Annotated in this window: 9 protein-coding genes; 7 read left to right on the top strand and 2 right to left on the bottom strand. The window is 39.3% G+C overall.

The genetic code is table 11. The features are described 5' to 3' along the window. Nucleotides 1–119 precede the first annotated feature (119 nt). From ODU46_RS02075 to ODU46_RS02065, 3 genes are all read left to right on the top strand, one after another. A complete protein-coding gene (locus tag ODU46_RS02075; protein WP_170241369.1) occupies nucleotides 120–2,315 on the top strand; it encodes a YSIRK-type signal peptide-containing protein in 2,196 nt (731 codons plus the stop codon). Between the two features lie 161 nt (nucleotides 2,316–2,476). After that, a complete protein-coding gene (locus tag ODU46_RS02070) occupies nucleotides 2,477–3,022 on the top strand; it encodes a hypothetical protein (RefSeq protein ID WP_336385355.1) in 546 nt (181 codons plus the stop codon). A gap of 293 nt (nucleotides 3,023–3,315) precedes the next feature. Beyond that, nucleotides 3,316–6,291, top strand: coding sequence for a KxYKxGKxW signal peptide domain-containing protein (locus ODU46_RS02065; RefSeq protein WP_398579167.1), 2,976 nt, complete (start codon nucleotides 3,316–3,318; stop codon nucleotides 6,289–6,291). A 262-nt stretch (nucleotides 6,292–6,553) separates the two neighbouring features. Here the strand turns inward: ODU46_RS02065 and ODU46_RS02060 are convergent, their stop codons facing one another. Next, complete coding sequence (locus ODU46_RS02060) at nucleotides 6,554–7,261, bottom strand: hypothetical protein (protein WP_172115791.1); 708 nt, start codon at nucleotides 7,259–7,261, stop codon at nucleotides 6,554–6,556. A 1,631-nt stretch (nucleotides 7,262–8,892) separates the two neighbouring features. On the opposite strand from ODU46_RS02060, the gene ODU46_RS02055 reads away from it, so the two are divergent. After that, nucleotides 8,893–10,872, top strand: a complete 1,980-nt coding sequence (locus ODU46_RS02055; RefSeq protein ID WP_336372716.1) for a M13 family metallopeptidase — start codon at nucleotides 8,893–8,895, stop codon at nucleotides 10,870–10,872. Nucleotides 10,873–11,006: 134 nt separating this feature from the next. Then, nucleotides 11,007–12,416: a collagen binding domain-containing protein gene (locus ODU46_RS02050; protein WP_398579166.1), complete on the top strand. Its 1,410-nt coding sequence runs from the start codon at nucleotides 11,007–11,009 to the stop codon at nucleotides 12,414–12,416. A 781-nt stretch (nucleotides 12,417–13,197) separates the two neighbouring features. Here the strand turns inward: ODU46_RS02050 and ODU46_RS02045 are convergent. Next, the gene (locus tag ODU46_RS02045) at nucleotides 13,198–13,905 is read right to left on the bottom strand and encodes a CPBP family intramembrane glutamic endopeptidase (RefSeq protein WP_202848402.1); all 708 of its coding nucleotides are present in this window, start codon (nucleotides 13,903–13,905) and stop codon (nucleotides 13,198–13,200) included. Nucleotides 13,906–14,068: 163 nt separating this feature from the next. On the opposite strand from ODU46_RS02045, the gene ODU46_RS02040 reads away from it, so the two are divergent. Together ODU46_RS02040 and ODU46_RS02035 are read left to right on the top strand one after the other, a co-directional pair. Continuing rightward, the gene (locus ODU46_RS02040) at nucleotides 14,069–14,713 is read left to right on the top strand and encodes a response regulator transcription factor (protein ID WP_024385031.1); all 645 of its coding nucleotides are present in this window, start codon (nucleotides 14,069–14,071) and stop codon (nucleotides 14,711–14,713) included. Between the two features lie 2 nt (nucleotides 14,714–14,715). Beyond that, nucleotides 14,716–16,074, top strand: a complete 1,359-nt coding sequence (locus ODU46_RS02035; protein ID WP_398579165.1) for an ATP-binding protein — start codon at nucleotides 14,716–14,718, stop codon at nucleotides 16,072–16,074. Nucleotides 16,075–16,251 lie beyond the last annotated feature (177 nt).

Below are 16,251 nucleotides of genomic sequence, written 5' to 3'. Positions count from 1 at the left end.
AGCATGTGCAGATTAGATAAAAAACAAACGAAACATAATACTATGTGAGATTGGTTTTCTATAATTAGAGTAGGCACTGTGTGTGTTGAGTATTAAATGATAGAAAACAAGGAGAAAAAATGAATAGACAGACTGAAATTTTTTCGTTGAGAAAGAGTAAGGTTGGATTAGCTTCTGTTATGATTGCGCTTATGTGGTTTGGAACAGGTGTGGGAGCAGTTGCAAAAGCTGATGAAACAGCTATTCTGAGTACAGAAATCGAAGCCAAGGTAACGGAGACGCCACTTGCTATTGAGGAAGAGCTGGTAGAAGATTCGGATAGAAAAACAGAAAAGGAAGAAGCTACTGAGGTAGAAGTGAAACCGACGGATGCTAGTCTTCCTGACAGCGAGAAAAAGGCTAAAGAGAGCATCTTGAAAATCGATCCTGTTCATGCTGGTGACAAGCAAATTTCAGGTCAGACTATTCCTGGAGGATATGTATTTATTTCTGTGGATGGTGAAGCGATTACTTCCATTGATAATAGTCTAGAAGCGGATGAAGAAGGTAAGTTTAAACATTCTTTAGAGAAGCCATTGGGCTATAACCAAGTGGTTGAGATTAGTTCATTTCCGAAAGAATCTGAAGAAGAGTCTGAGGACGAAGGAGAAGGTGAAGAACTGATTGAGACTGTCAAAACTGAGCGTCATCCAGATGCCTATAAAATTCCGACTGAACGACTAGAGAAGACAGAAGATGGGCAGCACCAAGTTCTGGTGGAACCAATTTTGGAACATGCCAACAAGGTCATTGGGCATACCTCTGTTAAGGGATTTGTTTATCTGTCTATAAATGGAAGTTTTGTATCGGATAAGACGCCAATCAATGAAGATGGGCGATTTGAGGTGACTTTTTCTGACAGTTTAGCAGGTTCGAAATTTAAGGCGAATGACAAACTGGTTTTATCATTTATTTCTGAGGATAATCGTCCAATTATTACAAATCATATTGTTATTCCGTGGGAAAAAACAGATAGCCCTTCACAGATAATGGTGAAGCCACTTTCAAGTGATAATTCCGTTTTGGAGGGGCAGACGGTTCCGTTTGGTCAAGTACAATTATATAATGTTGCTACTTTTGAATTTTTGGAAGAAGCAATTGCTGATAAGACAGGGAACTTTAAGGTTACCTTACCGAAATTGCAACCAGGAGAGCAATATTACCGCTTGGTGTACAATCAGCAAGGAGAAGTTGAATCAATTTATATTGACACGGTAGATGGTCCAAGCAAACAATTAGATAAGGCTGTTATTGCCCCCTTGGTGACTTATTTACAAGAGGTAGATATGGATGAGGCAACTTTTGAAAATCCGATTGTTGTCCCTACTTTGCACAATAAGAAAGATTATATCGTTGGTAGAACCCTGTTTCCACATGCCTATGTTCGGATGGTTTCATCAATTGAAGGTAAGGTATACCCGCCTGTCCAAGTTGATGAATTAGGTTTTTTCGGTTTTCAAATTCAAGATTTACAACTCCCCTTTGAAAAAGGAGAGAAAATTCGTTTTGAGATTTTAGATCCAAAGACAAATATTTTGTTGGCCTCAAAAGAGGTAGTTGTTGGTCAATATTTAGAAGATGAGGATGAGAGTGACTTGCCATTCCAAGTGGACGAAGTGACAACTGATTACGGCTATATTAGTGGAAAAATTGCCCCAGGAGTGACAGTAGAACTGGTATCGACACATAAGGCTGAAGAAATGCTTGCTCGGACAACCGCTGATGCTACAGGTCAGTTTGTATTTGATTTAGGAAATCGAGTATTAAAAGAGGGAGAAACTCTGTCATTCAGGGCTTTTGACCAAGATGGGAGTCAGATGGCTTGGGAGGTTGTGACAGTGCAAAAAGGAAAAGGGAAGCGGATTAGTAAACCAGCGCCCCTTATCAGAAAAAATGATGCCATCACAGATGAAGTCAAGACAAATGATATGAAGAAAGCAAATTCTTCTCAGTCCCCATCAATGAGTTTGTCACGAGAGAATCAGCAGATGGGACAGCAAATGGATGTTATTCAGGAGAAGGTGAGCTTGGAGTCAAAGGGGCATCAAGAAAAAATGGGGACCAAGGAAGAGAAGGTGGCTCCATCAAAAAAATCTGAAGTCATGGAAGAAGACAAGCAAAGAAAAGAGGATTTCCATGCTGTTGTTAAGCAAAGCCAGAGCGTTTCCCTCCCAAAAACAGGTGAGAAAAACGGGATGCTTTTAGCTATTCTGGGAGCTGTCAGCTTATTCTTTACAGTTTTGATTATGAGCATCTTAAAGAAGCGTAATGATTAAATTCGATTATCGAATAGGTATTAAAATCGAGTTCGTCTTATTAGTATTTTTAGGCTATTTTTTATCTATTTTTTGAAAAAAACGTATTTTCATAAATTGTATTTTTGTTATAATAAAACCGTACATTGGTACGGAAAAGAAAAATTTAAAGGAGTATTTTTATGTCAACATTAAAATTAGGAGCAGTAACCTTGTTAGCAGGACTTGCATTATTTGGAGGAGCTACTGCTCAAGCAGAAACATTTACAGCTGTATCATCTGAAGCAACCGGATTTAAAACATCAGATCCATGTCGATTTGATGGGGAGGCAGTAGAAACCAAAAATAGCTGGGGTAATTATACGTTTATTAACCACTATAGACCAGGTGGACGTGGTTCAGAAGGTCGAGTGAATAATGAGCTCGCAAAACAGATTGAAAACGGAGATTTTACATTGCAACACTCTCCAGCAACTGGCTTTAAAACATCAGATCCATATCGATTTGAAGGTGAGGAAGTAGAAACAAAAAATAGTTGGGGCAATTATACATTTATCAACCACTATAGACCAGGTGGACGTGGCTCAGAAGGTGAAGTGAATAATGAGCTTGCAAAACAGATTGAAAATGGAGATTTTACATTGCAACACTCTCCAGCAAGTGGATTTAAGACGTCAGATCCATGCTTAGTAGATGAGTACGGATTCGGACAAATTAAGATTCTGTAAAATTTTAGTATTTACAAATAAGATACGAGGCTGTTCTTCTATTTTATTTGTATGGTTTATAATAATTTAAGTCAGATCAATTAAGAGAAAAGTCATCAAAAATGATGGCTTTTTTTATCGTGCAAAGTTTGAGGGCGCAAGGTAAAACGTTCGTATTTTTTGGATATTTTTTATCTATTTTTTGCTGTAAGAGGATTTTTACGGGATGTTTTTTTTGATAAAATTATCCAGTACAAATGAATGACGTACGTTTTTAAGAATGTGAAAAAATAAGTAGAGAGGTATATTCACAGATGTCAAATAATTTTTTCAAATTTCAAGGCCGTTTTAGGATGTGGAAATCAGGGAAACGATGGCTATATGCAGGTGCCATTGTCACGTTAGCTTCGGTGGGTCTAATCGTAGGCGGAAATAAAATCCTAAGACCGGGTGGAAATGCAAATGAGCAACGATTGTCTATTGTTGAGAATAGCAGGATGGAGCAGCAAACCGAGGGAGAAAATTCAGCATTAAGTGGTCGGAATACTAGGACATTACCGGGTTCAGAAGGAGGAAATCGAAGCCCTCAAAATTCAGAATCGAGCGTTTATCATCAAGAAAGTGAAAATAGAAATTCTCAATTAGCGGGTGAAGGGGGAACTAGTCAGCAATTAGGACAGAATGGCAATGCTGGAATGCATCGCTTATTAGGTAGTAGTGGCGATAATAGTGGTCCACTTTCCAGCGATTCTGGCTTAGGGGGTCGTACAGCTAAGCCGCTTCCAGGTGCTAGTGGTGAAAGTCAAGTGCCGAATTTAAGTGGTAATAATGGCGGTCTTCAACTTCCCGGCGAAAGTGGTGAAAGCCAGCTTCCAGATTTAAGTGGTAATAATGGGAACCATCAACTTCCAGGTGCTAGTGGCGAAAGCCAAGTACCTAACTTAAGCGGCAATAATGGCGATCGTCCTCTCCCAGGTTCGGAGGGAGACAATCGTGGGCCAAAATTAAGTGATTCTAGTTCAGAAGAGGGATGGAAAACAGGCTATGAAATAGGTTATTTAGATGGTTATAGAGGGTTTGGAAAAGCTCCTCTTCCAGATCCGGACTATGAGAGAGGTTACTTTGAAGGGCGACTTGCACGAAAACAGTCCCATCAAGAAGGTCGTAATAGTCATCCACTTCCCGGCAAGGAAGGTGAGACTGTCGTCCCCGGCGATTCTGGTCTAGGTGGTCGCAACCAAAGTCCTCTTCCAGGCGAAAGTGGTGAAAGCCAAGTGCCTAACTTAAGTGGTGATAATGGTGACCGTCCTCTTCCAGGTGCTAGTGGTGAAAGCCACTTGCCAAACTTAAGTGGCAATAATGGTCAACGTCCTCTTCCAGGCGAAAGTGGTGAAAGTCAAGTGCCAAATTTAAGTGGTAATAATGGCGGTCTTCAACTTCCAGGCGAAAGTGGTGAAAGCCAGCTCCCAGACTTAAGTGGCAATAATTGGGAGCGTCCACTTCCAGGCGAAAGTGGTGAAAGTCATGTGCCTAACTTAAGTGGTAACAATGGTCAACGTCCTCTTCCAGGCGAAAGTGGTGAAAGTCACTTGCCAAATTTAAGCGGTAATAATGGTCAACGTCCTCTTCCAGGTGCTAGTGGCGAATCCCAGCTCCCAGACTTAATCGGTAATAATGGTGGTATTCAACTTCCCGGTGAAAGTGGCGAAAGTCAAGTGCCTAACTTAAGCGGTGATAATGGGGACCGTCCCCTTCCAGGCGAAAGTGGTGAAAGTCACTTGCCAAATTTAATCGGTAATAATGGTCATCGTCCTCTTCCAGGTGCTAGTGGCGAATCCCAGCTCCCAGACTTAATCGGTAATAATGGCGGTCATCACCTTCCCGGCGAAAGTGGCGAAAGCCAGCTCCCAGGTTTAAGCGGTGATAATGGGGACCGTCAACTTCCCGGCGAAAGTGGCGAAAGCCAAGTGCCAAATTTAAGCGGTAATAATGGCGAGCATCAACTTCCGGGTGAAAGTGGTGAAAACCAAGTGCCAAATTTAAGTGGCAATAATGGGGACCATCAACTTCCAGGTGCTAGTGGCGAAAGCCAAGTACCTAACTTAAGCGGTAATAATGGCGATCGTCCTCTTCCAGGTGCTAGTGGTGAAACCCACTTGCCAAATTTAAGTGGTAATAATGGTGACCGTCCACTTCCAGGTGCTAGTGGTGAAAGTCACTTGCCAAATTTAAGTGGCAATAATGGTGGCCATCAACTTCCAAGTGAAAGTGGTGAAAGTCAAGTGCCGAATTTAAGCGGTAATAATGGTGACCGTCCACTTCCGGGTGAAAGTGATGAAACCCACTTGCCAAATTTAAGCGGTAATAATGGCGGTCTTCAACTTCCAGGTGCTAGCGGCGAAAGCCACGTGCCTAACTTAAGCGGTAATAATGGTGACCGTCCACTTCCAGGCGAAAGTGGTGAAAGCCAGCTCCCAGGCTTAAGCGGTGATAATGGTGACCGTCAACTTCCAGGTGAAAGTGGTGAAAGCCACGTGCCTAACTTAAGCGGTAACAATAGTCATCGTCCACTTCCCGGCGAAAGTGGTGAAAACCAAGTGCCAAATTTAAGTGGCAATAATGGCGGTCTTCAACTTCCCGGCGAAAGCGGTGAAAGTCACTTGCCGAATTTAAGTGGTAATAATGGTGGCCATCAACTTCCCGGCGAAAGTGGTGAAAGTCAAGTGCCGAATTTAAGTGGTAATAATGGCGATCGTCCTCTTCCCGGCGAAAGTGGTGAAAACCACTTGCCGAATTTAAGTGGTAACAATGGTCATCGTCAACTTCCAGGTGCTAGTGGCGAAAGCCAGCTCCCAAATTTAAGTGGTAATAATGGCGGTCATCAACTTCCCGGCGAAAGTGGTGAAAGCCACGTGCCGAATTTAAGTGGTAATAATGGCGGCCATCAACTTCCCGGTGCTAGTGGCGAAAGCCACGTGCCTAACTTAAGCGGCAATAATGGCGACCGTCCACTTCCCGGCGAAAGTGGTGAAAGTCAAGTGCCTAACTTAAGTGGTAACAATGGTCATCGTCCTCTTCCCGGCGAAAGTGGTGAAAGCCACGTGCCTAACTTAAGCGGTAATAATGGCGGTCATCAACTTCCCGGCGAAAGTGGTGAAACCCAGCTCCCAGACGAAAGTAGTAATGATGATTGGCCATCATTTGTTGAACTTGGATATGAGCACGGACGCGTAGATTATAACAACGGTAGTTTTATCGAGTGGGAAATCGGTTGGAGGATTGAACTGTAATCTACATCCGAAATCTCATCTTGGTTTGAATACTTCCTAAAATGACATATAGAAAAACACTCCTGTTGAATTCTAGTATAAAACTAGACACAGGAGTGTTTTATTGCGTGGAGTATGAAATGATTGGCGTTACTGTAGACTGGTCTCAAATAAAGAAATAAAGAGAGAGCAGTCGCTCTCTCTAGTTTATACATTGTTTGATGATAAAAGGAATTTATACGTAATTTTATAAACTATGAAAAGTGAAATGGTAGTAAAAGGATTAGGATTCGTTCACCTGTGTTCGCCAGGTTGCAAGATTGCGAAGGATTCTCTCATATTCGCGAATCAATGGTTTCTCAATATGGTGATATTCAAGTTTCATAACTTGGTTGCGGAAATTATTAGCTTTTGGAGTCCAATAGCCTTTTCTTGATTCCAAGTTTTCGATTTCAGTGATACGGCTTTCCAAGTCTGCTTTTAATTCGTCTCGTAATTCATAAAACTCAGGAGTGCGACGAAGAGGAATGATGTCATCGTCTAGATATGGATAGTCATCAATAGGATTTAAGCCGTGGTCCTCTACTTGTGTCTTCCAAATCGCAATATCTTGAAGAATCATTTCGTATATCTGAATCAAATCATCTTTGGAACCCCAAACAAAGTCAAGCTGCTGGACTTTTACGCGTAATTCATCAGCTTGGCTTGTGATTTCGGGAGAGTAAGAAGCTCGTTTTTCCACCTCGCTAATACGGTCTTCTAAATCGGCACGTAATTCCTGAGCCAATGTTAGAGTCTCTGTTGTTTGTGGAAAGAGAAAATCGTAATATCCATTAAATTGAGCCGATTCAACAGGCATATTAGCTGCCTGGGTGTCGGCGTGGATAGTGGCAGTTGTCCCAGCCATTCCAATCATTGTGATTAGTGCTAGGGCAGGAATTGCTTGTGCATGTAAAATAGCTACTGCTTTACTTTTAAGTTGATTCTTCATAAAGCACCTCTTTCTAAAAAATATATAAAAGAATGGCCATTCCTCTACACACTCATCTTATCATAAACGAGAAATTCGTAGGTGGGGACAGACTATTATTTGTATACGCTTTATCTGTAAGATGATTTATTCGAAAAATTCAATAGTTGTACGATGTAGCTGGAGAATGAAGGTCTACAAAGTTTAACGTTAATGGCTGTTATTAGAGTAGCCACATAATCATGCAAAAAAGCTGGATAGAATGATAAGTGTAGGCTAGTATATTGTAAAAATGTCAATCTGATTTGGATGGGAAGAAAAGTTTGAGAAATGACTTTACCATAAATAGTAAACTCAGCGAAGTTCATATTATCTTTTCCGAATAGCCAAAGGTGTTTGTGTAAGAGATGACACATATCCGTTTTTTAGGTTATATAACCCTGCCCTAGTTTTTATGTAATATTTGTATATGTTTTGTTTTTTTGACATTTTTTTATGCTATACTAACTTCACGGTATCGATTAAGATAGCGAATGATGAAATTGAAAAGGAGTTATGATGGAATAAGTCATAGCAAAGCGAAATGTAATCTGAAGTGATATTGCATATACGTCATAGTTATTCAAATAATTGTCGGAACTAATTTAATATTTCTTGCTTACCTTTGGTTAAATTAGCGCCCATGACAATGGAAAGGTACTATGTATCAGATAGATCGTAGTACCGAAAAGAAGTTTTAGAGATAGTCTCAAATGGAATCATCCGTACAAATCTAGTCTCGTTCAGATGCGGCATACAAGAAAAAGTACATTGACTAGGACTTTTAATGAATCTGACATTGGTTGAAAGAAATATTGAAATAACTTTCTCATAGCTTAGAGAGTAATTCTTATCAATCTTATAATTTTTGTCCTTCATAATTTAATAAAACTTTCTTATACACTGAAATTTCATAATCAAACAAAACTTTCACAAACTTTTTTAATTCATTAAACTATCGTAGTCCAGTAAATGATTCGCATAAACTCTAAAAACTTCTTTATTTACTATTGCCTTCTAAAATCTTTTTCAATTCATAATATAAAAACCTGTCTCTTCCTTCCTAGAGGCAGGTTTTTATATGGCTGTATTTCTGTTGCAGAAGAAAGGAAAGGGGAGTCAGTAAGGATGAATCCATCTCTTTTTTAGGCAATATAAGATTTGTATAAGCTTTTTGTATTTCTTTTGAGTTTTCCCGTTTTGAAGGGGTTTGGTGTGATATACTGAGGCTGATTCTAAGGGAAATTGAGACTCATTAGATGGTTTAGTCAGGCACTGAAATCTATGCTGAAGTGACTGCTGACATCAGGCTGAGGAGAATTTTTGTGCAACAAGCACATGATTCGATTGAGACCTCCTATCGGCAGTTGCTAAGATGACATGGACAAACGGCTATTGGTCTCTTTTGGAAAATGCGCGAGACTTATCTTGTGTCTTACAGGATGGGGACTGCTCAGCTAAATCTAGAGATGAGGCGAAATGGACGAATAGGGATAGTCTGACTTATTTGTGCATTTATTGATAAGGAGGAGATAAGTAGACAGTATTTATTTTAAAGAAATAGTAAATTATTGACTTCATTTCAAATTTAACGAAAGGTATGTGTAATCAAGATGAATAAGACGCTTAAGTTAACTGCAGTTTCCATGTTTTCTGTGGTATTTCTAGTAGCCTGTGGAGTGGGGAAATCGACTCCGCAAGCAACACCGCAAACCGATTTTCATTCCTATATCAATGCTGAATGGTTGAAGGAAACAAAACTGGGAGAAGGTCAGGCTCAAATCGATAACTTTGCTCAAATGACAGACAGAACCCAAGAAAAAATCCGAGAAATGATTGACCAGTTGGATGAAAATTATCAGCAGTTGAAAATCGGAAGTGAGGAGAGAAAGCTGATTGACTTTTATCGTTTAGCGGCTGATTTTGAGACGCGAAATAAACTAGGAATTGAACCGCTCAAACCGTTTCTAGACGAGATACAGAAAGCCTCTACAATGGATGAAGTGAGCAAGATTTTTGTTTCTATGTATGGTAAAAATATCCGAACACTCATCAATTTGAGTGTCACCCAGGATATAAAGGATAGTAATAAAAATTCTCTCTATATTGACCCTCATAAATTAAGTTTTGCGAAAGAAAACTATGAAGGGACTGATGATTTTTCACAGAAAAGTCAGAAAGCTTTTAAAGAGTATTTACAAAAAATCTTTCATTTAATAGGGGATGATTCCAAGGAAGCCGCTGCAAAGGCAGAGCTTGTATTTAACTTGGAAAAAGAGATGGCTATAGTGCAGCGTCCAAAGAAAGAGGCAGATAATTTTGATGCGATGTATAATCAAAAGACCTGGGATGAGGTGAAAGCATTAGCACCCAATCTACCAATTTCAGCACTTGCTTCGGAACTGGAGCTTGAGCATGCTGCAACAATGGTGGTATCAGAACCAGATGCTCTTAAGAAATTAAATGAATTGTATCAAGAAAAGAACCTTGCAGCTCTTAAAGCTCTGCTCCAATATCGTTTGATTGCCCACTACAGCAATTATTTATCAGAAGATGTTATTGAAGCTAAGGCAACTTATGAGGGGGCAATGGAAGGGACTGTAAATATTCCAAGTCATGATGAAGTTGTCGAATCTGCTGTTGATGAAAACTTTGCGGACTTGATTGGCAAACTTTATGTGAAGAATCATTTTTCAGAAGAATCTAAAACAGATGTTCTCAAAATGGTGGAAGAAATCAAGTCAACCTATCGCGAACGTATCCAAGCAGTACAGTGGATGTCTGAGGAGACGAAAGCGCATGCCCTTAAAAAAATAGACAGTATGGGCGTTAAAATTGGTTACCCAGATCAGTGGAAAGACTATACTAATTTTAGCATCCAAGCCAAGGAGGATGGAGGTAGTTTGCTATCCAATATTGATACGATTCGGATGAGCAAATTGAAAGAAGAGTTTGCTGAGCTTAATAAGCCTTTTGATAAGACTCACTTTGGGATGCCTGCGCACACTGTCAATGCTTTTTACAGCCCATCAAACAATGAGATTGTTTTTCCAGCAGGTATTTTACAAGCACCTTTCTATGACCCATCTGCCAGTCCAGAGGCAAATCTGGGTGGAATTGGTGCTGTCATTGGACATGAGATTTCCCATGCTTTTGATAGAGCGGGCTCACAATTTGATGAAAAAGGGAACTTAGTGAACTGGTGGCAACCAGAAGACTTGGAAAAATTCAAGGCTAAGGTTCAACAAGCAGCAGATATTTATTCAAAATTGGAGGTTGCCCCAGGATACTATGTCAACGGGGAGATTTCAACGGGAGAAATTATTGCTGATTTGGGAGGAATGACAGTTGCCATTGATATTGCCAAGAAAAAAGGCTATGATACCAAGAAAGTATTCGAAGCCTACGGAAAAGTTTGGCGTGCAGTGACAACGAAAGAATTTGCAATTGCCAATATTACTGATGAACATCCACCTGCTAAATACCGTGTGAATAATATTGTGAATCAGCTTGAACAATTCTATACAGACTTCAATGTTAAAGAGGGCGATCCTATGTATGTTAAGCCTGAGGAGCGTTTGAAGGTCTGGTAGGAGTATAAAAAATACAAAATCATTTTACACTGAAAAGATCCCTTTGATGAGGAGAGCCTTGATTTAGAACAACTAATAAAGGCTCTTTTTTGAGGGGGTATATTAAAGAGTTTATATTTTAGAAGGAGACTATTATGTTATTTTCAAAACATCACACCATTCGATTTGTATCTGTTGTAGCACTTTTAACTGCTGGACTGGGCTCAATGCCTACTATTTTAGCGGAGGAAACAGATGTAGCAACCAACAAGACTGAATTGGATTTCAGAGCAAACATAGTTGACGGAAACAATACGGCATCAGGTGAAGGAAACATGCCTGATTTAGCTAATAAGCCTGAATCGGAGACCAATGTTGCGACTAATAAGGAGGACTTGAGTGGGAAGGCGATTGAGATTACCGTTCAGGATGAAGATGCAACTCCCTTATCTTCTCAATTAGTAGAATTAAAAATCTCTTCTAATGAATCCCTTGGAAGTCGCTTATCTGATCAAAACGGAAAGGTCAGCTTTACTGACAAAATCGTTGAAGGTACTTTCTATGAATACTATGTCAATGGAGAGAAAATTGGAGAGGTATTCCCAGGACAGTCTCGTTTTGCCTATCTTTCTTCAGATAAAATTGTAAAGGAAGAGGCTTCATCTTATAGCAGTAAGAAAGAAGAAACTGAAGAAAAAGGATTTACTTTTACAGCAACCATTATCAATAAAAACGGAAAAGTATTAGCAGATAAGGAAGTCCAGATAGTGGATACCTCAACAAGAGAACACAAGGTAGTCGCTACCAATAGAACAAACGCCAAAGGACAGGCTATTTTTAATCATCTTCCCTTAAATATTAATTTGAGTGTAGTTGTAGATGGGGTTGCGCAGGGCTATACCCTCCGTGCTAATGGAAGTGAGAGTCAGTTGGGCTCTAGTTTTATTGCTGAGGGGGAGGGGACTGTTGATCCAGAATTCAGCATGACACCGTTGACAGTGGTTATTCGCAATGCAGGAGCTAATCCTGTAAGCGGGCAAGAAGTGACCTTGGTGGACAAAACAGGTCGCTCAATTGGAACGCAGCGGACGAATGCAGATGGAAAGGCTATTTTTAAAGAGGGATTGCTTGATGGTACCTTCTATACAGTACTGGTCAATGGTAAGGTGATGTCTGAAGTCATGACAGGTATGGAACGCAGTATTTACTTGTCTAACAAAGAAATTATCAAGCCATCACCTGCGGAAAAACCTCAGATAAAGACAGAGGCCCTCATCAAGGAAAAATTTCTGTCAGACAGGGAAAAAACTCAACCAAATTCTAGCAGTAAAAAGGAAAACATGCCAGAAAAAATGGATTCCAACAAAGGTAAAGAAACAAGTAGTAATAAGATGGATACGAAAAAATCTTCTGCTACTATTGAAAAAACAGAGAAGAAAGACAATCGGGATCACAGAAAAATGCTGCCTAATACTGGGGAGAAAAATGGAATCGCGACCCTACTAGGATTTCTGCTACTTTTGGTCTTCCCATTCCTACGGAAAAAGAGTGGAAAAAATGCATAAAGTCCAGTTTGTAGCAATTTTTAGGGAAAGCTTGAACAATTCTATCGATAATAGAGTAAGCATAAACAAACAATAGATGAAACATAAATGAATTCAAGGATTCCATGATAAAATAGATTATGCAAACATATCGCCATCCATAGTATGTTTTGCACCTAAGTTGGTACATAGTAGTTGGTGTAGTCACATGATAAAGAAGATACGTGGACTACCTAACAGGAATTATGATACAATGTCTAATTTTCATCCTCATCCTTAGGAATCCAATTACTATATTTGGATAACAACCACCTCAATGCGCACGATGAGGTGGTTGTTGTTTATTTAAAGAGCGTCTGTACTGCCATGCAGAATAGATACAAACGGACTGTGAAAGCTTAGAAACTGGATAAAATCATCAGCTGAATCGGGAGGATTTTAGCTCATTTAAAATAGTTCTATGTTTTGTCTAAGTATTCTGTGTTTCTTTTGAGTGACTTTTCTATATATCTTTTTATTGTGATATACTATTGTTGTTATCTACAGAGAAGGTAATGTGAAGTTGTTTTATGAGGGCAACTTTTTATAAGCTAAACATAATTGATTCAAAGAAAAGTCTGCTATAAGGACTGTGTTGAGCCACTATTTATATGCTGTTGACAGGACATGATATGCCATAGAGTTCTATCTTAGTGGTAGGAAATGGAGGGCTTCTGATTCCCCGCCTTTCAAACGAGTCTGAAAGCATAAATAAAACCCACATCACCTTTAGATGGTTATGTGAGTCATCAATGTGTACGTATTATATGTATATATGCCCCAGGACTGTTAGCCCGATAATATCTGCTATGGCATGAGCCAAGAAGAACGGAAGCATGTTTTGAGGTTTTATTTTTTGGTAGAGTAGATGGAAAATAATTCCAACGATTAAACCTAGTCCGATGCCAGCAACTAGACCCTGATAGGTATGGAAGCTACAACGGATAATCAGTGAGTAGAGAAATGCCCACTTAGCATGTTTTGGATTGCCCATCAGACAGATACCAAGGAAGAAAATCTCTTCATAGAATCCATTTAGCAAGGCATAGAATATTAATGAATAGCTGGCTTTATGTACCAAGTGGAACATCGATGGTGTCGCAGGTGCGATAACTTGATGGGACACAAGCTGAAAAACATCCATACAGAGGGCTGCGACAATGAAGATGACGATGGTTTGTAGTGGAACCCACGGTGTAAAGAGAATTTGTTTTTTCCACTGTGAAAAGTCAAAATTACGCAGTAGTAAATAGAAGAGGGCAAGAGCTAACCATACAATTTGAATGGCCACTGCCTTGCAGTTATCTAATGCTGAAAAAGTCAGATTTTCCTGTAGGGTTCTCGTTTGATCTTGTAGTGCCAGGTATTGGAGTGTGGAGTTGAAAATTCCCTCACCAAATAAAATCAGACTCAGGATGACAATATCAAACCACTTTAGAACAGTCAGTTTTTCAGAATTCAAGTTGAACATTAGTAGTCCTTTCTTTATTAATTTAATTTAGTTTAGTCTACCAAACAATTCTATACATGTTCTCTTCGAGATGTATTTTTTATCTGTTTTTTCAAGATAGTAGATATATACAACAAGAGACACAAGAATACCAATTTATTTATATGTTTTAAAGGAGAGTATAATGGCGAAAATTATGGTTGTAGAAGATGATATTGTTATCAGTCAAGTAGTTTGTGAATTTCTAAAGGATCACGGCTACGAAGTGACCCATATTTCCGACGGAAAAATTGCACTTGAAACATTTCGAGAAGAATCATTTGATTTGATTGTATTGGACATTATGATACCGTCCATGACAGGATTGGAAGTCCTACAGGAGATTCGTAAGACATCAAAAATTCCAATTCTTATGTTAACGGCAATGGATGACGAATACACACAATTGGTTAGCTTCAATCAACTGATTAGTGACTACGTTGTAAAACCTTTTTCGCCGATTATTCTTGTGAAACGCATTGAAAATATTTTGCGTGGTGAAGGTGATATTATAGAAGCAGCCGACATCCAAATCCATCCGTCCAGTGGAGCGGTTTATATGGCAGAAGAAGAAGTACAATTAACGAAAAAAGAATACGAGATTTTACTGTACTTGGCAAAACGACGTGGAAAAATTGTCAATCGTGATCATCTAATGCTGGGAATTTGGGGCTATACAGAACTGGATAGCCGAGTTTTGGACAATCATATCAAGAATCTACGTAAGAAGTTACCATCTCTTCCTTTACGAACGGTAATTGGTCGAGGTTATCAGGTTGAGGAATTCTAACAATGGGAATCGCTAGAAAAAACTTCATCGTTGTTACGGTGATGATTACCTTTATTTCTTTGACCTTATTGGGACTATTATATTATGCCATGCCGATCTATTATAATCAAGTTCGGAAACAAGAACTCAAAGATGATTATATGAGAGTTGCGATGCAGCTGGACGGGAAGCCAGAAGTTGAAATTCTAGAGGAAATTGATGATTATGATCAAAAAACTCCGAATATCATCATTACTCTCTTCTCCGAGTCAAATAAAATTATCTATCCAGATCCCAATGACGAAGAGGCTAAAAAGAACGAGGAGGAGTATTTAAAGAAAGGAAATTTTGATGAGTTTGGCTCATGGTCGGTAGCCATTGAATCCGCTGAAGGGACGACCTACTATTTGCTGTTTAATTACGGTTTTCATTCTCTCTCGGATGTCAGTCAGATCCTGGTTACCTTCTATCCCTTCATTCTGGTATTAATCATTTTGCTTGCAGTTTCCTCGGCCTTTGTCTACAGTCGACTGGCCACTCGTAGAATCGCAGCCATTTCTGCAACAACCCGCAAAATGCAATCTTTGGAGCCAGGGATTAATTGTTCTGTATCTGGTGTGGATGAAGTAGCAACCCTAGCACAAGATGTCAATAGTCTTTATAGTAAACTTTTGACCAGTATCAAGGAATTGAAAACGGAGAACGAGAGGACTTTAGCCCGTGAAAAGGAAAAATCTGACTTTCTCCGTATTACATCTCACGAATTAAAAACTCCGATTGCTAGTGCGCTAGGTTTGATTGAGGGGATGATTCATAATGTCGGTCCCTTTCAGGATCATGATACTTATTTGAAGAAATGTAGAGAATTGCTGAAGGAACAATCTAATTTGGTTTATTCCATTTTAGAAGCAACCAATCTCGATATGGCATTGAAAGATAGCAAGGGAAGTATCCAATTAGATGAGTTAATTAAGGATTCATTGACGAGCTATTTTAGCTTAGCGGAAGTTCGTCCCTATCAGTTTACAGTTGATTTAGCTCCAGTTATTATTGAAGGAAATTCAGTTTATCTACTGAAGGCTATAAAAAATGTTTTGGACAATGCATTTCGTTATACAAAAATTGGAGGTGCTATTCGTCTACAATTAACTGAACATCAATTAATTATTGAAAATGAAGTCGAGGCTGTACTGGATGGGGAGGAATTGTCGCAAATCTTCAAGCCTTTCTATCGTCCAGATTTTAGTCGGCAGAGAAAAGATGGTGGAACAGGGATTGGTTTGTTCATTGTGCAACAAATTCTTGAAAAACACCAATTTGGATATACATTTTATGCTGCTGATGAAAAAACAATGCGCTTTGTTATTCAATTTGATTCCTAGTTTATCCCATGATATAAAAAAATTTTGACAGTAAGAAATAGATAGCAATTGCTTGTGACGAGATAGTAGTCATGAGCAATTTTTTTATTGGATATTGGAATATTCTATTTGAATCTTGATGAGGATGAGACGGGATGAGAAGCGGAAAGTTCGATGGATAAAGACGACATGCAAAAA

It is taken from the genome of Streptococcus sp. 2020WUSS089 (genome assembly GCF_044427405.1).
In the GTDB taxonomy this organism is placed as follows: Bacteria; Bacillota; Bacilli; order Lactobacillales; family Streptococcaceae; genus Streptococcus; species Streptococcus hashimotonensis.
Note: the sequence above shows the minus strand (reverse complement) of the source record. Positions and strands in the feature narration are given on the sequence as shown.